22 protein-coding genes and 1 pseudogene are annotated in these 21,980 nt (G+C 67.3%); 12 read left to right on the forward strand and 11 right to left on the reverse strand.

The window, feature by feature from the left end; genetic code table 11:
- Positions 1 to 28 precede the first annotated feature (28 nt).
- Both G6N67_RS03105 and G6N67_RS38750 read right to left on the reverse strand, forming a co-directional pair.
- The gene (locus G6N67_RS03105; RefSeq protein WP_036437924.1) at positions 29 to 1,072 is read right to left on the reverse strand and encodes an NAD(P)H-dependent amine dehydrogenase family protein; all 1,044 of its coding nucleotides are present in this window, start codon (positions 1,070 to 1,072) and stop codon (positions 29 to 31) included.
- Positions 1,073 to 1,102: 30 nt separating this feature from the next.
- Positions 1,103 to 1,240, reverse strand: coding sequence for a hypothetical protein (locus tag G6N67_RS38750; RefSeq protein ID WP_165572180.1), 138 nt, complete (start codon positions 1,238 to 1,240; stop codon positions 1,103 to 1,105).
- Between the two features lie 75 nt (positions 1,241 to 1,315).
- Here G6N67_RS38750 and G6N67_RS03110 point away from each other — a divergent pair, with 75 nt between their 5' ends.
- Both G6N67_RS03110 and G6N67_RS03115 read left to right on the forward strand, forming a co-directional pair.
- The gene (locus G6N67_RS03110; RefSeq protein WP_230021880.1) at positions 1,316 to 1,699 is read left to right on the forward strand and encodes a hypothetical protein; all 384 of its coding nucleotides are present in this window, start codon (positions 1,316 to 1,318) and stop codon (positions 1,697 to 1,699) included.
- 15 nt (positions 1,700 to 1,714) lie between these two features.
- Positions 1,715 to 2,905 (forward strand): lipid-transfer protein, encoded by a 1,191-nt coding sequence (locus G6N67_RS03115; protein ID WP_036438715.1) that lies wholly within the window; start codon positions 1,715 to 1,717, stop codon positions 2,903 to 2,905.
- A 78-nt stretch (positions 2,906 to 2,983) separates the two neighbouring features.
- Here the strand turns inward: G6N67_RS03115 and G6N67_RS03120 are convergent, their stop codons facing one another.
- Positions 2,984 to 3,589: a TetR/AcrR family transcriptional regulator gene (locus G6N67_RS03120; protein WP_036437928.1), complete on the reverse strand. Its 606-nt coding sequence runs from the start codon at positions 3,587 to 3,589 to the stop codon at positions 2,984 to 2,986.
- A gap of 62 nt (positions 3,590 to 3,651) precedes the next feature.
- Here G6N67_RS03120 and G6N67_RS03125 point away from each other — a divergent pair, with 62 nt between their 5' ends.
- On the forward strand, positions 3,652 to 4,482 hold the full coding sequence (locus G6N67_RS03125; protein ID WP_036437931.1) for an alpha/beta fold hydrolase: 831 nt from the start codon (positions 3,652 to 3,654) through the stop codon (positions 4,480 to 4,482).
- Between the two features lie 69 nt (positions 4,483 to 4,551).
- Positions 4,552 to 5,635 (forward strand): annotated as a pseudogene (locus G6N67_RS03130) (IS630 family transposase).
- Here G6N67_RS03130 and G6N67_RS03135 read toward each other — a convergent pair.
- On the reverse strand, positions 5,632 to 7,254 hold the full coding sequence (locus G6N67_RS03135) for a fatty acid--CoA ligase (protein WP_036437933.1): 1,623 nt from the start codon (positions 7,252 to 7,254) through the stop codon (positions 5,632 to 5,634). The pseudogene G6N67_RS03130 and the gene G6N67_RS03135 sit on opposite strands and share 4 nt — an antisense overlap.
- Positions 7,255 to 7,389: 135 nt before the next feature.
- Here G6N67_RS03135 and G6N67_RS03140 point away from each other — a divergent pair, with 135 nt between their 5' ends.
- The gene (locus tag G6N67_RS03140; protein ID WP_036437935.1) at positions 7,390 to 7,701 is read left to right on the forward strand and encodes a hypothetical protein; all 312 of its coding nucleotides are present in this window, start codon (positions 7,390 to 7,392) and stop codon (positions 7,699 to 7,701) included.
- Between the two features lie 110 nt (positions 7,702 to 7,811).
- Positions 7,812 to 8,303: a MarR family winged helix-turn-helix transcriptional regulator gene (locus G6N67_RS03145; protein ID WP_036437938.1), complete on the forward strand. Its 492-nt coding sequence runs from the start codon at positions 7,812 to 7,814 to the stop codon at positions 8,301 to 8,303.
- Positions 8,304 to 8,308: 5 nt separating this feature from the next.
- Here the strand turns inward: G6N67_RS03145 and G6N67_RS03150 are convergent, their stop codons facing one another.
- The 3 genes from G6N67_RS03150 to G6N67_RS03160 all read right to left on the reverse strand — a co-directional run bounded on the left by G6N67_RS03150 (position 8,309) and on the right by G6N67_RS03160 (position 10,875).
- Positions 8,309 to 9,055, reverse strand: coding sequence for an SDR family oxidoreductase (locus tag G6N67_RS03150; protein WP_036437941.1), 747 nt, complete (start codon positions 9,053 to 9,055; stop codon positions 8,309 to 8,311).
- Positions 9,056 to 9,315: 260 nt separating this feature from the next.
- Positions 9,316 to 10,152 (reverse strand): aldo/keto reductase, encoded by an 837-nt coding sequence (locus G6N67_RS03155; RefSeq protein WP_036437943.1) that lies wholly within the window; start codon positions 10,150 to 10,152, stop codon positions 9,316 to 9,318.
- Positions 10,153 to 10,161: 9 nt separating this feature from the next.
- Entirely contained in the window at positions 10,162 to 10,875 is a 714-nt protein-coding gene (locus G6N67_RS03160) for a FadR/GntR family transcriptional regulator (protein ID WP_220101419.1), read from the reverse strand.
- A gap of 184 nt (positions 10,876 to 11,059) precedes the next feature.
- On the opposite strand from G6N67_RS03160, the gene G6N67_RS03165 reads away from it, so the two are divergent.
- The 4 genes from G6N67_RS03165 to G6N67_RS03180 are packed head-to-tail and all read left to right on the forward strand — an operon-like array spanning position 11,060 to position 15,107.
- The gene (locus G6N67_RS03165; protein WP_110798592.1) at positions 11,060 to 12,541 is read left to right on the forward strand and encodes an MFS transporter; all 1,482 of its coding nucleotides are present in this window, start codon (positions 11,060 to 11,062) and stop codon (positions 12,539 to 12,541) included.
- Between the two features lie 30 nt (positions 12,542 to 12,571).
- Positions 12,572 to 13,510, forward strand: coding sequence for a dihydrodipicolinate synthase family protein (locus tag G6N67_RS03170; protein ID WP_036437946.1), 939 nt, complete (start codon positions 12,572 to 12,574; stop codon positions 13,508 to 13,510).
- Positions 13,507 to 14,427, forward strand: coding sequence for an ROK family protein (locus G6N67_RS03175; protein ID WP_036437950.1), 921 nt, complete (start codon positions 13,507 to 13,509; stop codon positions 14,425 to 14,427). Before G6N67_RS03170 ends, G6N67_RS03175 begins: the two co-directional genes overlap by 4 nt.
- Complete coding sequence (locus G6N67_RS03180; protein ID WP_036437953.1) at positions 14,424 to 15,107, forward strand: N-acetylmannosamine-6-phosphate 2-epimerase; 684 nt, start codon at positions 14,424 to 14,426, stop codon at positions 15,105 to 15,107. Before G6N67_RS03175 ends, G6N67_RS03180 begins: the two co-directional genes overlap by 4 nt.
- Here G6N67_RS03180 and G6N67_RS03185 read toward each other — a convergent pair.
- The gene (locus G6N67_RS03185; RefSeq protein ID WP_230021876.1) at positions 15,067 to 16,626 is read right to left on the reverse strand and encodes a FadD7 family fatty acid--CoA ligase; all 1,560 of its coding nucleotides are present in this window, start codon (positions 16,624 to 16,626) and stop codon (positions 15,067 to 15,069) included. The genes G6N67_RS03180 and G6N67_RS03185 overlap by 41 nt on opposite strands.
- Before the next feature lie 210 nt (positions 16,627 to 16,836).
- Between G6N67_RS03185 and oxc the strand changes: the two genes are divergently transcribed.
- Both oxc and G6N67_RS03195 read left to right on the forward strand, forming a co-directional pair.
- Positions 16,837 to 18,567 carry an oxalyl-CoA decarboxylase gene (gene oxc, locus G6N67_RS03190; RefSeq protein ID WP_036438728.1) on the forward strand — a complete coding sequence of 577 codons (1,731 nt, stop codon included), beginning with the start codon at positions 16,837 to 16,839 and terminating at the stop codon, positions 18,565 to 18,567.
- A 13-nt stretch (positions 18,568 to 18,580) separates the two neighbouring features.
- Positions 18,581 to 18,874: a hypothetical protein gene (locus tag G6N67_RS03195; RefSeq protein WP_036437955.1), complete on the forward strand. Its 294-nt coding sequence runs from the start codon at positions 18,581 to 18,583 to the stop codon at positions 18,872 to 18,874.
- Between the two features lie 4 nt (positions 18,875 to 18,878).
- On the opposite strand, the gene G6N67_RS03200 is transcribed toward G6N67_RS03195, so the two are convergent.
- From G6N67_RS03200 to G6N67_RS03210, 3 genes are all read right to left on the reverse strand, one after another.
- Positions 18,879 to 19,904: an ATP-binding protein gene (locus G6N67_RS03200; protein WP_229477767.1), complete on the reverse strand. Its 1,026-nt coding sequence runs from the start codon at positions 19,902 to 19,904 to the stop codon at positions 18,879 to 18,881.
- Positions 19,905 to 20,056: 152 nt separating this feature from the next.
- The gene (locus G6N67_RS03205; RefSeq protein ID WP_036437959.1) at positions 20,057 to 20,371 is read right to left on the reverse strand and encodes a hypothetical protein; all 315 of its coding nucleotides are present in this window, start codon (positions 20,369 to 20,371) and stop codon (positions 20,057 to 20,059) included.
- 132 nt (positions 20,372 to 20,503) lie between these two features.
- Positions 20,504 to 21,862 carry a cation:dicarboxylate symporter family transporter gene (locus G6N67_RS03210; RefSeq protein WP_036437961.1) on the reverse strand — a complete coding sequence of 453 codons (1,359 nt, stop codon included), beginning with the start codon at positions 21,860 to 21,862 and terminating at the stop codon, positions 20,504 to 20,506.
- Positions 21,863 to 21,980 lie beyond the last annotated feature (118 nt).

Here is a 21,980-nt window from a genome sequence, read left to right on the forward strand (position 1 = left end):
ACGTTTTCGCGAAATCTCGCACACAAGCTCAGGTTCGGCGGGCTTTGCCCGTGATCAGCGGCAGGTCGGGATAGGTCACCACGCCGGGCTCGGCCGCACACACCGCGGGCACCGAGTTGACGCAGTGCGCGGCGGTCGCGACGACGCCGGCCTCCGGGCCTTCCTCGCCGACCTCGGACTGGAATCCTTTGATGATCACCGTGAAGTCCGGGTTGCCGCGCACCTCCATCTCGTAGCGCTGCCCGGCCGGGCCGAAAGTCCATGCGGGGTCGAGGTTTTCCTCACCCATGAGCCAGTTCACCGTGACGCGCACGACAGGTTCGCCGTCGACGAGGGCCTCCCAATGGAACTTGCGACCCGCGACCTGACCGGGCTCGATCACGCCGATCGGCGAGTCGATGGGCGCGGTCGCGACGGCGATCTCCTGCGACGAGCGGATCCGCGGGTCGGCCTCGAACCCGATCTGGTCGACGACCATCTTGACGGCCTGGATGAAACCGCCGTCGAGCAGCTTCTGCATGGGCCCGCTCAGCGCAGTGTCGGGCGCGCCGCCGAAGCCCATGACATGGCGCACCACGTCAGGTGCCTCGTACGTCCGTAGATCGGAGAACTCCTCGGCCCGAACGAAGTTCACGCCCGTGGCCATCGCGGAGAACACCAGCGGGAACTTCTCGCTGATGCCGCCCGGCGCGATGCCGGTGCCGTGCAGGGTGGCGTTGCCCGCCAGCGCGGCGGCCCGCATCGGTGCCGCCTGCTTCTCGCTGGGGTACAGCCAGCCGACGGGCGTGATCACGTTCTTGCCCGAGCGCAGCAGCGCGGCCACCTCGTCGGGGTTCGGGATGAGCGGCGCGTAGATCACCGCGTCGGCGTCCAGCGCCAGGATCTCGTCGATGCTGTTGGTGGCGGTGACGCCGAGCCGTTCGGCACCGATGATCTCGCCGACGTCCTTGCCGTGCTTGGCATCCGAATGTACCCAGCAGCCGGCCAGCTCCAGGTCCGGATGCTCGAGCACGCCCTTGATCGCGGCCACGCCGACGCCACCGGTTGCCCACTGCACGACCTCGAGCGCCACGAACCCTCCTCGACAGAACTAGAACACGTTCTACTGGTCTACACCACCGTCGTCGTCAGCGGAAGTACGGTCACGGCGCGCGACGTAGGAGATCACGAGCACGACGAGGACAGCGGGAAGGAACGCGGGCACGCTCAACAGCAGCGAATGGTCGGCGAGGTAGGTCATGCCCGCTTGACGAGACAGCCCCGTGGAACGTGACTGTCACATCCCGCAGGCCTGCTTCGTCTGATGGACATGCAGATGAGATTCATCCAGATCGTCGTCGTGGTGGCGGCACTGAGCATGTTGGTGACCGGCGTGTGGATGCGGATCGACCCGGCGTCGTTCGCGCAGTGGGCCAACTGGCCCAATCACGTGCATTTCCTGCACGACGCGGGTGCGTTCCAGATCGGCATCGCCGTGACGATGCTGTTCGCGCTGTGGTGGCGCGACGTGATCGCCGTGGTGTTGACGGGTTTCCTGGTGGCCAACACGCTGCACGCGGTCAACCACTACTTCGACCGCGACGGCGGCAATCCGGCGAACTGGTGGCAGCTCGGGGTGTTGTCGCTGCTGGCCGCGGCCGCGCTGGTGGTGCGGCTGCGTCAACTCCAGTTGAAGACGGTTGCCCCGGTTTCGCGATGACGTATGTTCCGTTACATGGTTAACAAAGTGTTCGTTGTCGGTGTGGGGATGACGAAGTTCGAGAAGCCCGGTCGTCGCGAGGGTTGGGACTACCCGGACATGGCACGGGAGTCGGGTACCAAGGCGCTCGAGGATGCCGGCGTCTCCTATGACCAGGTGCAGCAGGGCTACGTCGGGTACTGCTCGGGCGATTCCACGTCAGGTCAGCGCGCGCTCTACGAGCTGGGCATGACGGGCATCCCGATCGTCAATGTCAACAACAACTGTTCGACGGGTTCCACCGCGCTTTACCTTGCCGCACAGGCGATCCGCGGCGGCCTGGCCGACTGCACCATCGCGCTGGGCTTCGAAAAGATGCAGCCGGGTTCGCTTCAGGCGGGTGCGCAGGACCGCGAATCGCCACTGGGCCGCCACGTCAAGGCGCTGGCCGAGATCGACGAGTTCGCCTTCCCCGTGGCGCCGTGGATGTTCGGCGCGGCCGGCCGCGAGCACATGAAGAAGTACGGCACCACCGCCGAACACTTCGCGAAGATCGGCTACAAGAACCACAAGCATTCGGTGAACAACCCGTACGCGCAGTTCCAGGACGAGTACACGCTCGACGACATCCTGGCCGCCAAGATGATCTCCGATCCGCTGACCAAGCTGCAGTGCTCCCCCACGTCCGACGGCTCGGGTGCGGCGATCCTGGCCAGCGAGGCGTTCGTCGACCAGCACGGGCTGGCGGGCCAGGCCGTCGAGATCGTCGGGCAGGCCATGACCACCGACTTTGCCTCGACGTTCGACGGCAGTGCCGCCAACATCATCGGCTATGACATGAACGTGCAAGCCGCACAACAGGTTTACGCGCAGTCCGGTCTCGGACCCGAGGACTTCCAGGTCATCGAGTTGCACGACTGCTTCAGCGCCAACGAGCTGCTGCTGTACGAGGCCCTTGGCCTGTGCGGCGAGGGTGAGGCGCCGCGCCTGATCGACAACGGCGACACCACCTACGGCGGACGCTGGGTGGTCAACCCGTCCGGCGGGCTCATCTCCAAGGGGCACCCGCTGGGCGCGACGGGCCTGGCCCAGTGCGCCGAGCTGACCTGGCAGTTGCGTGGCACGGCCGACAAGCGTCAGGTCGAAGGCGTCGACGCGGCCCTGCAGCACAACATCGGCCTCGGCGGCGCGGCGGTCGTGACGGCCTACCAGCGCGCCGAGCGGTAACTATCCTCTGCCGAGCAGACGTGTATGCACCCAAGCTCCCGGCGTGTCGGGTACGCACGCGTCTGCTCGCCAGGAAACTCAGCCCGACAACATCGCGTCGATCAGGCGGCGTAACACCTGCCTGATCTCGCGTCGGGCCTTCTTCGGATCCTCGGCGGTCGCGATGGCCATGGCCGCCTCGTCGAGGGCACCGATCAACACATGTGCGAGTGCCCGTACCGGCTGCTTGGCGAGCTGCCCGGCCTTGATCGCCTCGCTCAACAGCTGCTCGGTCATGCCGAGGCTGTAGCGCTGGGCGATGTCGCGGAAGCCGGCCCAGCCGAGCACGCTCGGCGCGTCGAGCAAGATCAACTGCCGCACCTCGGGGTCACCGGACACCTCGAGCCAGGCATCGACCGCGGCCCGGATCGCATCGGCCGGAGTGGTCGCGCCCGACGACGCCACCTCGGTGGCCAGCCGAGTCATCACGTCCTGCTCCACGACCTCCACCACGGCGAGGAAAAGCGCTGCCTTGTCGGCGAATTGGTGATACATCGCGCCTCGCGTGACGCCTGCGGCCGTCGCGATCTCGGGGGTGCCCACGTCGGCGTAGCCGCGTTCACCCCACAGCCGCCGGGCAGCCGTGATCAACGCGTCGCGGGTGGCCGCGGAGCGCTCTTCCTGAGTACGTCTCTTGTTTTCCATACACCCTGTTGGTAAGTTACCGGCAGACTGTTCGTAAATGTCTATCGAGCCGGGAGTCATCCATGTCGATCATTGAGATTAACGCCGGAACCATCCATTTCGAGGAGTTCGGGCCAACCGACGGCAGGCCGGTCGTCTTCGTGCACGGTTACATGATGGGCGGCCAGCTCTGGCGGCAGGTCAGCGCCCGGCTCGCCTCGCGTGGCCTGCGGTGCATCGCCCCGACCTGGCCGCTGGGCGCGCATCCCGACCCGCTGCGCCCCGGGGCCGATCGGAGCATCCGCGGTGTCGCCGGCATCGTCGCCGACACCCTGACCGCCTTGGACCTGCACGACGTCGTGCTGGTCGGCAACGACACCGGCGGGGTGGTCACCCAATTGGTCGCGGTGCACCATCCCGAGCGGATCGGCGCGCTGGTGTTGACGAGTTGCGATGCGTTCGAACACTTTCCGCCGCCGATCCTCAAACCGCTCATCGTTGCCGCGCGCACAAAGGCGCTCTTCCGCACCGCCGCGCAGGCCGTCAGGATCCCTGCGGTGCGCAAGCGGGCGTACGCGGGCCTGGCGTATTCCGACATCGACACGCTGACGCATGAGTGGGTGCGCACCGCGCTGTCGGATCCCGCTATCGCCGAGGATCTCCGGCAGTTCACGCTGTCGCTGCGCACCGAGGTCACCACCGCGGTCGCCGCACGGTTGCCCGAATTCGACAAGCCCACGCTCATCGCGTGGTCGGCCGACGACATGCTCTTCGAGGTCGGCGACGGTGAACGGCTCGCCGACATCATCCCGAACGCGCGGCTGGAGATCATCGAGGAAGCCCGCACCTTCTCGATGGTCGACCGGCCGGACCGGCTCGCCGACCTGCTGTCGACCATCGCCGTGCGCGCCTGATCTCCTCCCGCTCGCCAGAGAACTAGTGTCCTGCGCCGTAAATTAGTTGATTAATTGTAGAATTGGCGGGTGGGAACCAGGGGTAGGCCGGTAGTCGAGTTGGTGTTGACCGACGACGAACGTGAGACGTTGCAGCGGTGGGCCCGTCGATCGAAGTCCTCGCAGGCGTTGGCCCAACGTTGTCGGATCGTGTTGGGTTGCGCGGCAGGGAAATCCAACAAGGAAGTCGCCGCTGATGAAGGTGTGTGGCCGCAAACGGTCGGCAAATGGCGTGGACGGTTCCTGGAGGCGCGACTGGAGGTCTGGCCGATGAGCCGCGTCCTGGTGCGCCGCGCAAGATCACCGACGAGGCGGTCGAGCAGCTGATCGTACGTTGGAGCGTCAACCCAAAGGCGCCACGCACTGGTCGCGGTCTTCGATGGCGGCTGAGACCGGGTTGTCGAAGTCAACGGTCGGACGGATCTGGAAGTCGTTCGGCCTCAAGCCGCATCAGGTGGACACCTTCAAGATCAGCAACGACCCGCAGTTCGTCGACAAGGTCCGTGACGTCGTGGGGTTGTATCTGGACCCGCCGGAGAAGGCACTGGTGCTCTGCGTCGATGAAAATCGCAGATCCAGGCCTTGGATCGCAGCGCCGGTCCTGCCGATGATGCCCGGCATGCCCGAGCGCCGCACCCATGACTACGTGCGGCACGGAATCACCACCTTGTTCGCCGCCCTGGATGTGGCCACCGGCGAGGTCTACGGCTCGATTCACCGCCGGCACCGCGCGATCGAGTTCAAGAAGTTCTTGACCAAGTTGGACAACACCGTGCCCGCTGACCTGGACGTCCATCTGATCTGCGACAACTACTCGACGCACAAATCGCCGACAGTAACCAAATGGCTTGCCGCCCATCCCCGATTCCACATGCACTTCACCCCGACCTACTCGTCGTGGCTCAACCAGGTCGAGCGGTGGTTCGGGTTACTCACCGACCAGAAACTGCGCCGCGGCGTTCACCGCTCAATTCAGGCCCTCGAGAAGGACATTCGCGAGTGGATCGCAGACTGGAACGACAACCCCCGCCCGTTCAACTGGACCAAGACCGCCGACGAGATCTTCGAACGACTCGGTTCATATCTTCAACGAATTCCCGGCGCAGGACACTAGAGGGTCACCACCTCGTAGGCGCCCTCGGCGTGGCGGGCGCGGATGGTCTTCTTGTCGTACTTGCCGACGCTGGTGCGGGGCACCTGGCCGATGAACGCCCACCGCTCGGGCAGCCACCAGCGAACCACCTTGTCGGCCAGGAAATCCCGCAGCTCCTCGGGTTTCACCGAGGCACCGTCGTGCAACACCACCACCGCGAGGGGGCGTTCCTGCCAACGTTCGTCGGGTACCCCGACGACCGCGGCCTCGAGCACAGCGGGATGCGCGATCAGCAGGTTCTCCAACTCGACCGAGGAGATCCACTCGCCACCGGATTTGATGACGTCCTTGGCCCGGTCGGTCAGCGTCACATAACCCGCCGCGTCGATGACCCCCACGTCGCCCGTGCGCAACCAACCGGTGTCGAACTTCTCGGAATCGCGCCCCAGGTAGTAGGCGCCGGTGATCCACGGGCCGCGAACTTCCAGCTCCCCCACGGCCTTACCGTCCTTGGGCAACGGGTTGCCTGCGTCGTCGACGATGCGGACCTCGACACCGCACATGGGCCTGCCCTGGCTGGCCCGCATCGCCCAGTGCCGTTCGTCGGACACGCCGGGCAGCGGTTTGGCGACCGTGGCCAGCGGTGAGGTCTCGGTCATGCCCCAGGCCTGCTGGATGTAGACACCATGACGCTCCTCGAACGTCTTCATGAGTGACACCGGCACCGCGGATCCGCCACAGGCGACCAGGCGCAACGACGAGATGTCATGGCCGGCACTGTGTTCCAGGCGGTTCATCACGTCGTTCCAGATGGTCGGCACCGCGCCGGCGAGCGTGGGCCGCTGCGACTCGATCAGCTCGATCAGCGAGGCCCCGTCGAGGAACCGGTCGGGCATGACGAGGCTTGCACCCGCCATCAACGCCGCGTACGGCAGGCCCCAGGCGTTTGCGTGGAACATCGGCACGATGGGCAGCACCACATCAGCGCTGCTGACGTCGAGCGCGTTGGCAGTGCAGGTGTTCAGCGAATGCAGATAGCTCGAACGATGGCTGTACACAACACCTTTGGGATTCCCCGTGGTACCGCTCGTGTAGCACATGGCGGCCGCCGAGTTCTCGTCGACATCGGGCCAGTCGAACTCCGTCGGCTCCGCTGCGAGCACCTCGTCCCACCGCAGCACGGTCACACCTGTCAGCGCACTCACATCGGCCGCACCGACCACGATCACGGTGTGCACGGTCTCCAGTTGCGGCAGCACCGGGGCCAGCAGCGGGATCAGCGAGGCGTCGGCGATGACGATCTGGTCCTGTGCCTCGTTGGCGATGTAGGCGATCTGTTCGGGCGCGAGCCTGATGTTGAGGGTGTGGAGCACCGCACCCATCGCGGGTGCCGCGAGGTAGGCCGTCAGGTGCTCGGTGTTGTTCCACATGAACGTCGCGACGCGCTCGTCGCCCGTGACACCCAGTTTGCGCAACGCGTGCGCCAGCTGGGCGGCGTGCTCGCCGAGTTCGCGGTAGCTGATGGTGCGGTATCCGCCCTGCCCGGTAGCAGTGGTGACGGTGCGGTCGCCGTTGACGCCGACGGCGTGTCTCAGGATCGCGGTGATGGTCAGGGGCCAGTTCTGCATCGTGCTGTCCACGCGCGCGATGCTAACCGCGGCAGCCGCCGTCCGGAGCGATTCCGTGGGCCGCGCCCGGCGGACCGGGAACGAATAGAGTCCCAATGACGATGTAAATAGAGCATGATGTGCGGTAACGACGGAGAGGTGCGGTCAATGCGCGTGAAATGGTCCCTGGTCGCAGTCGCGGTGGCTGCCCTCGGGGTGATCGGCGCCCCCGCCGGCATGGCCGCCGCCGAGGAAACCGCGCAGGAGACCATCAACCGCCTGCAGTCCGAGGGTTACACGGTCAACATCGACAAGATCGGCACCGCGCCGATGGACCAGTGCACGGTCACCAGCGTCCGCAACCCGCAGCAGGTCACGCAGTGGGTGCCCTACGTCGGGCCGGGCCTGGGCGGCGATCGGATCCTGGTTCCGTCGATCACCAGCCAGACGGTGTCGGTGTCGCTGAACTGCCAGCGCTGACCCGGCCGGCTTCGAGCCCGTTCGGTGGTCGTCGACACGGATCGTCACCGAAACCGCATATCGGGGTGGAGTTTTGCTTAGATGGGCGACATGCTTGTCCATGATGCGCGATGACTGATTCCGGCGAGTACCCGCTGACGCCGAGGCAGCAGCGGGCCTGGCTGAATTTCATGCGGGTCTATCACCGGCTCGAATATGAGGTGAACCGTCACCTGCGCACCGAGTGCGGTCTTTCGCTCTACGACTACACGGTGCTCAGTACCCTCTCGCGCGCACCGGATCGCCGCCTGCAGCTGACCACACTGGCGACGGTGATCGGGTGGGAACGCAGCCGGGTTTCTCACCACCTGATGCGGATGGCACGCCGCGGCCTGGTCGAGCGCACAACCTGCGACACCGACGGTCGCGGCACTGTCGTCGTTCTGACCGACGAGGGCTGGGACCGGCTCACCGGCGCCGCCCCGGTGCATGCTGAGTGGGTACGCCGGGCGTTCTTCGCCGATCTGGATCCCGAGCACGAGGATGCCCTCGCCGACATCCTCGCCGTTGTACACGAGAGTCTGTTGCGCGAGGGCACCTTGCCGCGTCCCGACCTCAGCTAGACCAGCTAAACCTGGTTCATGCCCCCGTCGACGAAGATCTCCGCACCTGTCATGAAGCTGCTCGCCTCGGATCCGAGGAACACCACCACCGCGGCCAGTTCGGCAGGATCACCTATCCGCTTCATCGGGTTCGTCGCCAAACCGTCGAAGAACACCTGCCGCTGGTCTTTGTCAGGCACCAGTTCGGTGAGTCCCTCGGTCAGGATGGGACCGGGTACGACCGTGTTGACCCGGAAGCCGCGGTCGCCCAACTCGGTGGCCCAGGTGCGTCCGAAGGACCGGATAGCGGCCTTTGCCGCGGCGTAGGCACCGAACGCCGGGGTACCCCTGGTGGCCGCGGTGGAGCCGGACAGAACGATCGAGGCACCGGGATTGAGTAACGGCAGCGTCTTCTGCACGGTGAACACCGTCCCGCCCACGTTGCGGTTGAACGTGTCGATGAGGTGTTCGGGTGTCTCGTCCTCCAGCGTGGCGAACTCGCCACTGCCGGCGTTGGTGAAAACGATGTCGAGGCCGGCACCTGCGTCGCGGATGACCCCGACCAGTCGGTCCAGATCCTCGGTGTTGGTGACATCGCCGGCAACACCGACGACGCCGGAACCCAGCGAGGCTGCGGCCGCGTCGACGCGCTGTTGGGTACGCCCGGTGATGAACACCTTGGCGCCCTCGTCGGCGAAGGCTCGCGCCGTCGCATAACCGATACCGGATGTGCCGCCGGTGATCAGTGCTGTTTTTCCTTCGAGCTGAGCCATCTCGTCCTCCTGTTGTCGAAAGTGTTTGTTGCGTTTCACATCCGACAACTACGTGACATGACACGTTATTCCGTGACATGTCACCTACTGTAGGCGTCAATTCCCACGCTGCACCCCATTGGTGCCCTAGGACGGGACCGCCTCAATCACGCCTGAGAGCTCGGACCGCTGCCCGTCAGCAGCGAGACGCCCGTGTCGGCCGATCCTTCGGGTAGACCGTCCTGACGTAGGGAGGGACGACGAGACGCGTGTCCGGTCGGTCACAGCCTGTCGAACGTGTCCGGGTCGGGCCCGGTCCGGCCGGAAGCTCCTTGGTCGAGGCCCGAGAGCGCGGCCATGTCGGCCTCGGTCAATTCGAAGTCGAACAACTCGAAGTTCGACTTGATGCGTTCAGGTGACGTCGATTTGGGGAACACGATGTCGCCACGCTGGATGTGCCAACGCAGCACGGTCTGAGCCGGGGTTCTGCCGACCGCCTGGGCGATGCGTGCCACGACCGGATCCCCGAGCACCTTGCCGCGGGCGATCGGCGACCATGCCTCGGTGGCGATGCCGTGCTCGGCGCCGTACGCCCGGACGGCGCCGTTGCCGAAGTAGGGGTGCACCTCGATCTGGTTGACGGCGGGGACCGTGTCGGTTTCCTTGGCGAGCCGCTCCAGATGGGGCACCTGGAAGTTCGATACTCCGATGCTGCGGGCGCGGCCGTCGGCGGCGAACTCTTCCAGCACTCGCCAGGTCGACACGAAGTCGCCGTCGTACAGCGTCGGCAGCGGCCAGTGGATCAGGAACAGGTCGACGTAGTCGGACTCGAGCGCGCGCAGCGTCTCGTCGAAGGCGCGCCGGGCGTCGTCGGGTCGATGGACGTCGTTGTTGAGCTTGCTGGTGACGTAGACGTCGCCGCGGTCCACTCCCGCATCGCGGATGCCCTGACCGACTTCGCGTTCGTTGCCGTACATCTCCGCCGTGTCGACGTGGCGGTAGCCCGCCTCCAGCGCGGTCCGCACGGCCGCCGCGGTCCGATCGGGTTCGATCTTGTACACCCCGAAACCCAGCTGCGGGATGGATGTGCCGTCGTTCAGTTCGATCTTCGGGACCATCGATTCACCCTACGTTCGCGGCGGCAGCCGGCGCGTCATGCGCTCCCGGATCGGTGCGTAGTGCGCGCGGATCGCCGCGCGCAGGACGTCGGCGTCACCCTTTTCGATCGCGTCGAGGATGGCCACGTGCGCCGCGACGGTGGCCTGCAGATCATCGGGCGGCCCCAACGAACGCGACGCCAGGGCGTGCACATCCCAGAAAGCCCCTGTCATCCCTACCGCCAGTGTGCCTGCGGTCTCCATGAGCAGCAGGTGGAATTCCCGGTCTTCCGCCGCGAATTCCTCGCCCGCCGAGGCCTTCTCGGCCATGGCCTCGGTGAGCCTGCGCATGCTCAGCGCCGCCTGCGGCGTGAGGCTCGCCATGATCTTGTCGGCCAGGCTCGTCTCGATCAGCTCGCGGAAGTCGACGAGTTCGGCGAACACCCCCAGCCCGTCGTCCGCGTTGAGCATGCCCCGGAACGCCAGTGACTCCACCATCGCGCGGAAGCTCATCTGGCCGACGTACGTGCCGTAGCCGTGACGCACCTCGACGATGTCGAGGGCCGACAAGGTCTTGACTGCCTCGCGGATGCGGGAGCGGCTGACGCCGAGCTGTTGGCTCAGTTCATTCTCGGTCGGCAGCGGATCGCCCGGGCCCAGGTGATTGGTGAGGATGTACTCCTTGATGCGGCTCACCACGGTCGGCCCGCCCGCGACCGGGCTCAGCACATCGTGTTGCCTCACGGATCCGATCCCTCCAGCTCAAGACCACTTGACAAAGAACGTACTACATCAGATCTCCTGCTTTTCCGGATGTGCGGCGCCATGACCAGGCGAACCCGGGACGCCTTGTGTTCCACGTCACCATGCCTTACCGTGACTATGACATAGGACATCAGACATCCGACGTTCAAAGGAGAGCGGGTTGGTGGACACGGTCAGCGGAAGCACCAGAGAATCCGGCATCTGGTATCGGCAGCTCTCCCGGCGGCAGTGGAAGGCGTTCGTCGCAGCGTGGCTCGGCTACCTGCTCGACGGCTTCGACTTCGTGATCATCACGCTGGTCCTCACCGAGGTCATCGACGAATTCGGCCTGACCCCGGTGATGGGGGCGACGCTCGTGTCGGCCGCGTTCATCTCCCGGTGGTTCGGCGGCCTGGCACTCGGCGCGTTCGGCGACCGCTTCGGCCGGAAGAACGCGATGGTCCTCAGCATCACGCTGTTCTCGTTGGGATCGGTGCTGTGCGCGCTCGCGCCCGGGTACTGGGTGCTGTTCGGCGCGCGCCTGTTGATCGGGCTCGGCATGGCGGGCGAGTACGGCTCGAGTTCGACGTACGTCATCGAGTCCTGGCCGAAAACCCTGCGCAACAAGGCGTCCGGATTCCTGATCAGTGGATTCTCGATCGGCGCCGTCCTGTCGGCGCAGGCCTACCGGTTCGTGGTGCCCGAGTGGGGTTGGCGTGCGCTGTTCGCGATCGGCCTGATCCCGATCGCGCTCGCACTGTGGCTGCGGCGCTCACTGCCCGAGTCCGACGACTGGGAACACGCCAGGGCAGCGCATCAAGCCGGCAAGCGCACCGCGGCACCCGACATGTTCAGCACGCTCTACAAGGGCCCGCGGTCCGTCGTCAACATCGTCGCGACGGTGCTGGCCTTCGGCGCGCTGCTGCTCATCTTCACCAAGACCGTGGCCAACCCGTTGGGCATCGCGGCCCTGGCCGTGCTGACCGCCGCGGTCTTCGTGTCTTTCATGGTGCAGTTCGAAGGATCCCGCTGGCCGACCGGCCTCACCGTGATGCTCGTGATCTTCACCGCGTTCCTGTACTCGTGGCCCATCCAGGCGCTGCTGCCCACCTACCTCAAGACCGACCTCGCCCTCGATCCGGGACATGTCGCGAACATCCTGTTCTTCTCGGGCTTCGGCGCCGCGGTGGGCTGTGTCGTCGCCGGTTTCACCGGGGACCGCTTCGGTACGCGGCGCGCGTACTGGATGAGCCTGGCCGTGTCGCAGGTGCTGATCTTCCCGGTCTTCCTGGTCGGGGGCGGCAATCTGCTCGTGCTCGGTGTGCTGTTGTTTCTGCAACAGGTGTTCGGGCAGGGCATCTCCGGGCTGTTGCCCAAGTGGATCGGCGGCTACTTCTCGGTCGACAAGCGCGCCGCCGGGCTCGGATTCGCCTACAACGTGGGCGCTCTGGGCGGCGCCGTGGCCCCGGTCCTCGGCGCGAGCCTGGCCACGAAGATGTCGCTCGGCACATCGCTCGCGGTGCTGTCCTTCGGGCTGACCGCGGTGGTCATCGTGCTGATCGGGATAAACGCCCCGCTGCGGGTTCAGCGGTGGCTCAAGCCCGACCATGTCTGGCCGACCGACAGCACCGAGACCATGCCCGAAGCCGCACCGGTCAAAGCCTGAGCCCATCACCGTCTTTCGAGGAGTCACCACATGACCGGCAAGCTGACCGGTGTCATCCCCCCTGTCGTCACCCCGCTCACCGAGGACCGCCGGCTCGACGTCGAGTCCTTCGAACGCGTGATCAACCGGCTCATCACGGCGGGAGTGAACGGGCTTTTCGTCCTCGGCTCCACCGGGGAGGTCGCGTTCTGCACCGACGCGATGCGTGCGCAGGTCATCGACGCGGCCGTCCGCATCGTCGACGGTCGCGTGCCCCTGCTCGCGGGTGTCATCGACACCCAGACCGCGCGGGTGCTCGACCACGTGACAGCGGCAGCAGCCGCAGGTGTCGACGCCGTGGTCGCCACCGCACCCTTCTACGCGGTCACCCACACCCCGCAGATCAGGCGGCACTTCGAGATTCTCGGCGACCGCGCGGGAATTCCGGTGTACGCCTACGACATTCCGGTTTGCGTGCACACCAAGCTGGATCCGGACCTGCTGGTGGATCTCGGCCGCAGCGGCGCGATCGCCGGCGTCAAGGACTCGTCGGGCGACGACATCGCGTTCCGGCGGCTGTGCTTGAAGAACCGGGCCGCCGGCGAGCCGTTGACGCTGCTCACCGGCCACGAGTTCGTGGTCGACGGCGCCTATCTCAGTGGTGCGCACGGGTCGGTGCCAGGCCTGGCCAATGTCGATCCCGACGGCTACGTGCGCCTGCACCGGGCGTTTCTCGAGGGCGACTGGGCCACCGTACGTGGCGAACAGGATCGGCTGGCGAAGCTGATGGAGATCTGCCTGTCCGCCAAGGGCATCACGGGCTGGGGTGCGGGTGTGGGGGCCTTCAAGACCGCGCTGATGCTGCAGGGCGTCATCACGACGAACCAGGTACCGGAACCGTTCGACGCCCTGACGGGCGCCGACGTCGAGGCCGTCCGGACCATCCTCGCCGCGGTCGGGCCGCGCGCCCTGGATCCCGCAACCCGATGACGGCAACCATCGGCATCGACCTCGGCGGCACCAAGACCGCCGCGGGGCTGGTGCTGCCCGACGGCGACGTCGAACTCGACTGCACCGCACCGACACCGGCTGCCGTAGGGCCCGCCGCGATGATCGACACCGTCACGGCGCTCGTCGCCGAGATCCGGGGCAAGGCCGCCGACAGCGGCCTGCCCGCGCCGGTCGCCATCGGCATCGGTTCGGCCGGGGTCATCGACGCCGGCCACGGGACGGTGCTTTCGGCGACCCACAACCTGCGCGGGTGGCCGGGCACTCGTCTCGCCGACCTCGTGGCGTCCAAGACCGGCCTGCCGGTGCGGGCCATCAACGACGTGCACGCGCACGCGATCGGCGAGGCTCGCTACGGCGCGGGCCGCGGTCTTGGCACTGTGCTGATGGTGGCCGTGGGTACCGGGATCGGCGGCTCGCTGGTCCTCGACGGCACACCCCTGCCCGGCGCCAGGCACGCCGCAGGCCATCTGGGGCATACCCCGGCACCCGAAGCCGAGGGGCTGCTCTGCACGTGCGGGCGAACCGGCCACCTGGAGGCGATCGCCTCAGGGACAGGGCTTCTCGCACACTATCGGCGCCTCGGCGGTACGGCGGCCGACACACGCCAGGTCGTCGGCCGGGCCTCCGCAGGCGACGCGTTGGCCACCGAATGTGTCACTCTCGGCGGACGTACCCTCGGGCGCGCCATCGGCGGCTGGGTCAATATGCTCGACCCCGACGCGGTCATCGTCTCGGGCGGGCTGGCGCAGGCAGGTCCGCTGTGGTGGTCGGCCATGACCGGCGCGGCCACCGAGCAGTTCATCGAGGCCGTCACCGGCTGCCCGGTGCTGCCCGCCGAACGTGGTTCACGCGCAGCGATTCTCGGGGCCGCCGCGCTCGCCGGAGACCCGCGGTGACCGACCCCGTCCAGACCCTGGCCGGCGGGCTGATCGTGTCCTGCCAGGCCTATCCGGGCGAGCCGCTGCGCCATCCAGAGACCATGGCCCAGATGGCCGAGGCCGTCGTCGCAGGCGGGGCGGCCGGGGTGCGCGCACAAGGCGTGGCCGACATCTCGTTCATCAAGGGCCGCACCGAGGTTCCGCTGATCGGGCTGTGGAAGGACGGTCACGACGGCGTGTACATCACGCCGACCCTCCGGCACGCGCGCGCCGTGCGCGACGCCGGTGCCGAGATCGTCGCGCTCGACGGCACCCGGCGGCCCAGACCCGACGGACTGACGCTGGCCGAGACCATCGCGCGATTGCGTGCGAGCGCCCCGACCATCGTGATGGCCGACTGCGGGTCGCTCGACGACGCGCTCGCGGCCCACGACGCCGGCGCCGACATCATCGGTACCACCCTGGCCGGTTACACGGGCGAACGGACCCGGACCGACGGCCCCGATCTGGAGCTGTTGGCGCAGTTGGTCACCCGGTTACCGGGGGTGCCCGTCATCGCCGAGGGGCGCGTGCACACCCCGGAACAGGCCCGTGCCGCGATCGAGGCGGGTGCCCACGCGGTCGTGGTGGGAACGGCGATAACCCACCCGACCACGATCACCGGCTGGTTCCGGCGCGCGCTGCGCCCACCGTCGTGAACTGGGTTCTGACCGCGTTCCGATCGATCGCTCCCTTGGCCGTGTGGGGCAGGGCTTCGACGATCTCGAACCGTTCCGGAACCTCGAACGGAGACAGCTTCGTTCGGCATTCCATCGCGATGGCGTCGGTTGCGCTGGCGCGCGCCGCGGCCAGGACCACGGCGGCGCCAACGCGTTCACCGTAAGTGTCGTCCGGTATCGCGAACACCGCGGCCTCGATCACGCCGTCACATCCGGTCAGGACACCTTCGACGTGCTCGGGTGAGATCTTCTCCCCACCGCGGTTGATGATGTTCTTGATCCGGCCCGTCAGGTGCAGGCACCCGTCGGCATCGAGCGCCCCCAGATCGCCGGTGCGAAACCACCCGTCCACGAAGCTCTTCGCCGTTTCGGGCGGGTCAGCCAGGTACCCGCGGACCACGGTCGGGCCGCTCACCCACACCTCGCCGACGACGCCGGGCGGGCACACCGAGCCGGCACTGTCGACGACCCGCAACTGCACGTCCCCGGTGGCGGATCCGACCGATCCGCTGACGTCACGGTCGACGCGCGCGCTCACTGCCTGGTGGGTGGTCTCGGTCATCCCGTACGCCTCGAGCACCGGCGCGCCGAACCTGCGCGCCACGGCCTGTGCCGTGGCGACGTCGAGCGGTGCGCTACAGCTGCGGATGAAGCGCAGCCGCACGACGTCCGGGCCCGGGTAGCCGTCCACGGACCGCTGCAACAGGATCTGGTGGATCGTCGGCACGGCGCTGTACCAGGTGGCGCCGACCGCCCGCATGTCGGTCCAGAACATGTGCGCCGAGAACCGGCCGCGCGTGGGCAGCAGCAGGCGCCCACCACTGGCAAGCGTGCCAAGCAACACCGCCATCAGCCCGTGACCGTGGAAGAACGGCATGACGGCCACGGTCGCGTCGGCGGCACCCAGCTCGTATGTCGCGCAGATGCCCTGTACCGACGCTGCGATGTTGGCATGGGTCAGCGGCACCATCTTCGCGCGGCCCGTGGTGCCGGACGTGAAGAGCACCAGTGCGTCACCCGGTCGCAGCCCGGGATCCTGACCGCGGCTGGACCCGAGACATCCTGACACCGTGTCCAGCCACGCCTGCGCGCCGGACATCACCACGCGCACACGCATCGTCGCGATGTCGGGGATGTACAGCGGGGTCCGATCGGTCGCCGCGGCACCGACCAGTACGGCGCGTGCGCCGACGCGGTCCAGCCGGTCACTCATCTCCGCGACGGGCAGGGCCGGGTCGAGCGGTGCGACCACGATGCCGGCCCGGGCCGCGCCCAGCAGGCCGACCACGAATTCGAGCGTGTTGGCGCCCACCAGCCCGACCGCGTCGCCGCGGCGTAAGCCTGCCTCGTCCAGACCCGCCGCGATCTGCTCGACCAACCTGTCGAGCTCGCTGTAGCGCACGGGGGTCCGCTCTCCGCCCACGACGAGGGCCGTCGAATCGGGACGGTGGCACATCTGTTCGTCGAGCACGTCGAACAGTCCGGTCATCGAAGTCATCGCAATCACCTTCCGTCGTACCAACATGGTTGAACCACAAGGTTTTCCACTCTGAGGATCTGCCGGAATGCTAGGCCGGCGCGGTGCGGGTGTCCGCTGTCCCGGCCGGAATTTCCAGCTGGCAGGGGGGTGCTGGTGACGGTGGCCGGGACACCGCATTGGCCGCCAGCGGTGCAGACGCCGGCCATACCCCGCGACCAGGATGAAGTCATGAGCATCGCTGCCCCAGTTGCGGACCCACCGGCCACCACAGTCACCGACGGCCACCACGTCGTGGTGGAGGCGTTGAAGCGCAACGGGATTCACACCATCTACGGAGTGGTCGGAATTCCGGTGACAGACATCGCCCGCGTCGCACAGGCCGACGGCCTGCGCTACATCGGCTTCCGGCACGAAAGCGACGCCGGTCACGCCGCCGCGGCGGCCGGCTTCCTGACCGGGAAACCGGGCTGCTGCCTCACGGTGTCGGCGCCGGGCTTTCTCAACGGCCTTGTCGCACTGGCCAACGCCACGGCGAACTGCTTCCCCATGGTGCAGATCTCCGGGTCGAGCGAGCGTCACATCGTCGACCTGCAACGGGGTGACTACGAGGAGCTGGATCAGCTCGCGGCCGCAAAGCCGTTCGTCAAGGCCGCCTTTCGGGTGAACCGGGTGCAGGACATCGGGTTGGGTGTCGCGCGTGCGATCCGCACCGCGTTGTCGGGGCGTCCCGGGGGCGTCTATCTCGACATCCCCGCGGCCGTGCTAGGTGAGGTGATCGACGCATCGGAAGCCGCCGCGTCGGTGCGGACCGTGGTCGACGCGGCACCCGCACAGCTGCCGTCCCCCGCCGCGGTGGACCGTGCGGTCGCACTCCTCGCGGGTGCCCGACGTCCGCTCGTCGTGCTCGGCAAAGGTGCGGCATACGCGCGGGCCGACACGACGATTCGCTCGTTCATCGAAACGACGGGCCTGCCGTACCTGCCGATGTCGATGGCCAAAGGCCTGCTGCCCGACGGACATCCGCAGTCGGTGGCCGCGGCCAGGTCACTGGCCCTGCGCAACGCCGATGTGGTGCTGCTCGTCGGCGCCCGGTTGAACTGGCTGCTCGGGCACGGGGAACCGCCGCAGTGGAGCGCCGACGCCCAGTTCATCCAGATCGACATCGACCCGGCGGAACTGGACAGCAACGTGCCCATCGCGGCACCGCTCGTCGGGGACATCGGCTCGGTGATGAGTCTTCTGGTCGACCGCGCCGCGGGGATCGACGCGCCCGCGCCGTGGCGCGCACAGCTGGCCCAGCGGTGCGCCCACAACGCGGCGTCGATGGCCGAACGTCTGGACGCCGATTCGGACCCGATGCGGTTCCACGGCGCGCTGCGCGCGATCCGCGACGTGTTGACCGACCGCCCCGACGTGTACGTCGTGAACGAGGGCGCCAACGCGCTCGACCTCACCCGCAACGTGATCGACATGGCCGTGCCACGTCACCGGCTCGACAGCGGCACGTGGGGTGTCATGGGTATCGGGATGGGTTATGCGATCGCCGCGGCAGTGGAGAGCGGTGACCCGGTCGTGGCGATCGAAGGTGACAGCGCGTTCGGATTCAGTGCAATGGAACTGGAGACGATCTGCCGTTACCGGCTTCCTGTCGTAGTCGTCGTGCTCAACAACGGTGGCGTCTACCGGGGCGACGGAGTGAACCCGACATCGGGCGATCCCGCACCGACCACGCTGATGGCGGGTGCCCGCCACGACCGGCTGATCGAGGCGTTCGGCGGCGCCGGCTATCACGTGCGCACTCCCGATCAGCTCACCGCCGCGTTGACCCGAGCACTCGCGTCGGGACGCCCCGCGCTCATCGACTGTGTCATCGACCCGGCCGACGGCACCGAAAGCGGTCATCTGACCCACCTCAACCCGGCAGGCATCGGCACCACCGCGCAGCCCGCCACCAACTAGAAGGAGAACCGTCATGCGAATCACCCCACGCCATTTCGCACCGCTGCTGGCCGCAGGGGCGGGCGCGATAGCCATCGCGGTCGCACCGGTCGCCGCCGCCGCACCGCCTGTCGCACAACAGGCCTGCAGCAGTTTCGGAGACGGCACCGAATGCCAAAGCCCGGGCAACGTTCAGATCAACGACTCCACGCCGCCCGATTTCGAGGCGCAGTACCCGTACTTCTCGCTGTTCGGCCTCGGCGGCAACTACGGGCACGGGTTCAACGGGGGCGGCGGCCACGGCTTCGGCGGCGGCGGGCACCGCTGAGCGCTCATCCCGGTGCGACGGGGACCGTGACACGCAACGCGGTCCCCTCGCCCGCGGGGCTGGAGATCTCGAATGTCCCGCCGAGCGTGTCGATCCGGTCCCGCAGACCGATGAGGCCCGATCCCCTGGTCTGGTCGGCTCCGCCGACGCCGTCGTCTGTGACCGACAGGCGCAGATTCGGCCCGTCGAGATCCAGCCGCACCTCGACCTCGGAAGCCTGTGCGTACTTGGCGGCGTTCGTCAACGATTCCGCCGCAACGTAATACAAGCCCACCTCGACGCTCTGCGGGAAGCGCCCCTCGGCATCCACATGGAGCGCCACCGGCACGGGAGACCGGCGGGCGAGCACCTTGAGGGCGGCCCCGAGACCGCCCTTGGACAGGATCGCCGGGTGGATCCCTCGTGAGATCTCCCGCAGATCCTCCGATACGGCGGCCAATCCGTCGACGATCCCTGAGATGCGTTGCCGGAGTTCACCGTTGTCCGCGGGCACCTCCGACTCGGCCATCCGCAGCTCGAGGCCGAGCGACACCAGGCGTTGTTGTGCGCCGTCGTGGAGATCGCGTTCGAACCGGCGCCGGGCGACGTCGGCAGCGGTGACGATCCTGACGCGTGACGCCGTGAGTTCCTCGGCGAGCGCCTCGGCTTCCCTGCGACGTTGATCGGCCTCAGCGGCGCGCAGGCGCGCCTGGCCGGCAAGGGCGTTCGCCAGGAACGCGATGGGTACGAAGATCGCGACCGCCAGCGCATTCTCGAGCGGCATGAAGCCACCGTTCGGCGCGAGGTGGAAGTAGATGTAGGCCAGCGCGCTTGCCAGCGTCGTGATCACGGCCAGCCGCAGTTCCCACCCGGCCGATACCACCAGCACGCCGAGCAGGAACAGCGCACCGAACGTGTTCTCGGGCGCCAGCCGCCGCAGCACGAACACCAGCAGCGTCTCGGCCGTGATGCACCCCGCGGCCACCACGACACCCAGCCAGGTCGGCGGCGGCGTCGGACGCACCAACAGCGACATCAGACGGGGGCGCAGGCTCATGCTGATCGCAGGTCGGCCTTCGCCATGCGCGACACCTTTCGTCGGCGCGAGCCGGCTCCCGCGCACCTACCGATCCAGCATGGCGCGCCGGCCCGCCCATGTCATGGCCGCAGGCGTGAATCGTCACTACCGGACAGCAGGAAGACTCAGTTCGCGCAATCCAGCGACACCGTGATGGTGCGGCGCACGACGATGGGGACGAGGTCGAAGTCCTTCTTGCCGTTCTTGCCGATCCGCTCGACCCTGATCAGCCGGGTCTGCGTCTGCGGGTTGCGGACGCTGATCACCGTGCACTGTTCCAGTGGTGCGCTGCCGACCCGGTCGATGTTGACGTGAAACCCTTCGGCCTCCAACTGGCCGATGGTCACCAGAGCCGATTCCGCGGCGGCCGGCCCTGCCGGCGCCATGATTGTGCCCATTGCCGCCCCCGACGCGGCCAGCATGACGATTGATGCTCGCATGACCGGTCTTCTTTCTTGCTTCCCGCACTCACCATGTCGGTGCGGCCCTTGCCGTTGTTACGGGCGGGAGCGCGAACGGGTTCAACGCCACAGGCCCGGCCGGTGAATCCGGCCGGGCCTGTGGTCGAACCGCTAGACGCGGGCCGGTTCGGCTGCCGACGGGTGGTCGTCGACCATCGTCAGTTCGTCGAACGGATCCTCGCCGCGCAGCACCGAGTCCACCTTGGCGCGGTCCACGGTCTTGGTCCACGAACCGACCAGCAGGGTCGCCACGGCGTTGCCCGAGAAGTTGGTCACCGCACGCGCTTCGGACATGAACCGGTCGATCCCGACGATCAGCCCGACACCGTCGAGCAGGTCCGGGCGGTGGGCCTGCAGGCCGCCGGCGAGCGTGGCCAACCCGGCGCCGGTGACCCCGGCCGCACCCTTCGACGCGACGATCATGAAGACCAGCAGGCCGATCTGCTGCCCGACGGACATCGGCGCGCCCAGCGCGTCGGCGATGAACAGCGACGCCATGGTCAGGTAGATCGCGGTGCCGTCGAGGTTGAACGAATAACCGGTCGGCACAACGACACCGACCGTGCTGCGGTCGACCCCCAGGTGCTCCATCTTGGCGATCAGTCGCGGCAGCGCCGACTCCGACGACGACGTCGAGAAGATCAGCAGGTATTCGCGGGCCAGGTAGCGCACCAGTTTGAAGATCGACACACCCGCGACGAACCGCAGCAGTACGCCCAGGACGCCGAACACGAACAGCACGCACGTGATGTAGAAGCCGAGCATCAGCGTCAGCAGCTGGGTCACCGCGGTCCAGCCGGTCTGCCCGACCACGTTGGCGATCGCACCGAACGCGCCGATGGGCGCGAGCCACAGGATCATGATCAGCACCTTGAACACGAGCTTCTGTACGTGCTCGACACCGCGCAGGATCGGCTCGCCCGCACTGCCCATCGCCTGCAGCGCGAAGCCCACGAGCAGCGCGACGAACAGGGCCTGCAGCACGCTGCCCGCCGTCAGCGACGAGAACAGCGTGTCGGGGATGATGCCTTGCACGAAGTCCATGAGCCCGCCGGCCTCGTGCGCTTTCTCCGCGAGCTCGGCGCCCTTGCCTGCAGCGCTCTCGGACAGGTGCATGCCACTGCCCGGGTGGATGAGGTTGCCCACCACGAGGCCGATCGCCAGTGCGAAGGTCGACATCACCAGGAAGTAGACGAACGCCAGACCACCGACCTTGCCGACCGTGGCGGCTTTGCGGACCGAGCCGATGCCCAGCACGATGGTGCAGAAGATCACGGGTGCGATCATCATCTTGATCAGGCTGACGAACATCGTGCCGAGCACGCCCACGCTCTTGCCGACCTCGGGCGCCAGCAGTCCGACCGCGATACCGGCCAGCACCGCGACGATGACGGCGATGTATAGCCAGTGCGTACGGTCCCGGCGGCGCTCGGGCGCCGCGCCGGGTTGATGGTCGAGGGTGATGCTCATGATCGCCTACCTCCGGGTCGACATCGATGGGGTCTGGAAGTTAGGTTCGGCGATGGCGTGAGCCAGGTCACGTTTTAGTTCATTACGTTCACCAAATCGGAGGTGCCGTGGCGCGGTG

It is taken from the genome of Mycolicibacterium mageritense (assembly GCF_010727475.1).
Lineage (GTDB): Bacteria > Actinomycetota > Actinomycetes > Mycobacteriales > Mycobacteriaceae > Mycobacterium > Mycobacterium mageritense.

Coding starts and splice junctions, on each gene's coding strand:
- G6N67_RS03155 (WP_036437943.1), bottom strand. CDS start 10,152: ATGGTCCCGAAGATCGAACTGAACGACGGCACATCCATCCCGCAGCTG.
- G6N67_RS03175 (WP_036437950.1), top strand. CDS start 13,507: ATGACGGCAACCATCGGCATCGACCTCGGCGGCACCAAGACCGCCGCG.
- G6N67_RS03120 (WP_036437928.1), bottom strand. CDS start 3,589: ATGGAAAACAAGAGACGTACTCAGGAAGAGCGCTCCGCGGCCACCCGC.
- G6N67_RS03195 (WP_036437955.1), top strand. CDS start 18,581: ATGCGAATCACCCCACGCCATTTCGCACCGCTGCTGGCCGCAGGGGCG.
- G6N67_RS03185 (WP_230021876.1), bottom strand. CDS start 16,626: ATGACTTCGATGACCGGACTGTTCGACGTGCTCGACGAACAGATGTGC.
- G6N67_RS03115 (WP_036438715.1), top strand. CDS start 1,715: ATGGTTAACAAAGTGTTCGTTGTCGGTGTGGGGATGACGAAGTTCGAG.
- oxc (WP_036438728.1), top strand. CDS start 16,837: ATGAGCATCGCTGCCCCAGTTGCGGACCCACCGGCCACCACAGTCACC.
- G6N67_RS03140 (WP_036437935.1), top strand. CDS start 7,390: ATGCGCGTGAAATGGTCCCTGGTCGCAGTCGCGGTGGCTGCCCTCGGG.
- G6N67_RS03170 (WP_036437946.1), top strand. CDS start 12,572: ATGACCGGCAAGCTGACCGGTGTCATCCCCCCTGTCGTCACCCCGCTC.
- G6N67_RS03210 (WP_036437961.1), bottom strand. CDS start 21,862: ATGAGCATCACCCTCGACCATCAACCCGGCGCGGCGCCCGAGCGCCGC.
- G6N67_RS03125 (WP_036437931.1), top strand. CDS start 3,652: ATGTCGATCATTGAGATTAACGCCGGAACCATCCATTTCGAGGAGTTC.
- G6N67_RS03145 (WP_036437938.1), top strand. CDS start 7,812: ATGACTGATTCCGGCGAGTACCCGCTGACGCCGAGGCAGCAGCGGGCC.
- G6N67_RS38750 (WP_165572180.1), bottom strand. CDS start 1,240: ATGACCTACCTCGCCGACCATTCGCTGCTGTTGAGCGTGCCCGCGTTC.
- G6N67_RS03205 (WP_036437959.1), bottom strand. CDS start 20,371: ATGCGAGCATCAATCGTCATGCTGGCCGCGTCGGGGGCGGCAATGGGC.
- G6N67_RS03150 (WP_036437941.1), bottom strand. CDS start 9,055: ATGGCTCAGCTCGAAGGAAAAACAGCACTGATCACCGGCGGCACATCC.
- G6N67_RS03110 (WP_230021880.1), top strand. CDS start 1,316: ATGAGATTCATCCAGATCGTCGTCGTGGTGGCGGCACTGAGCATGTTG.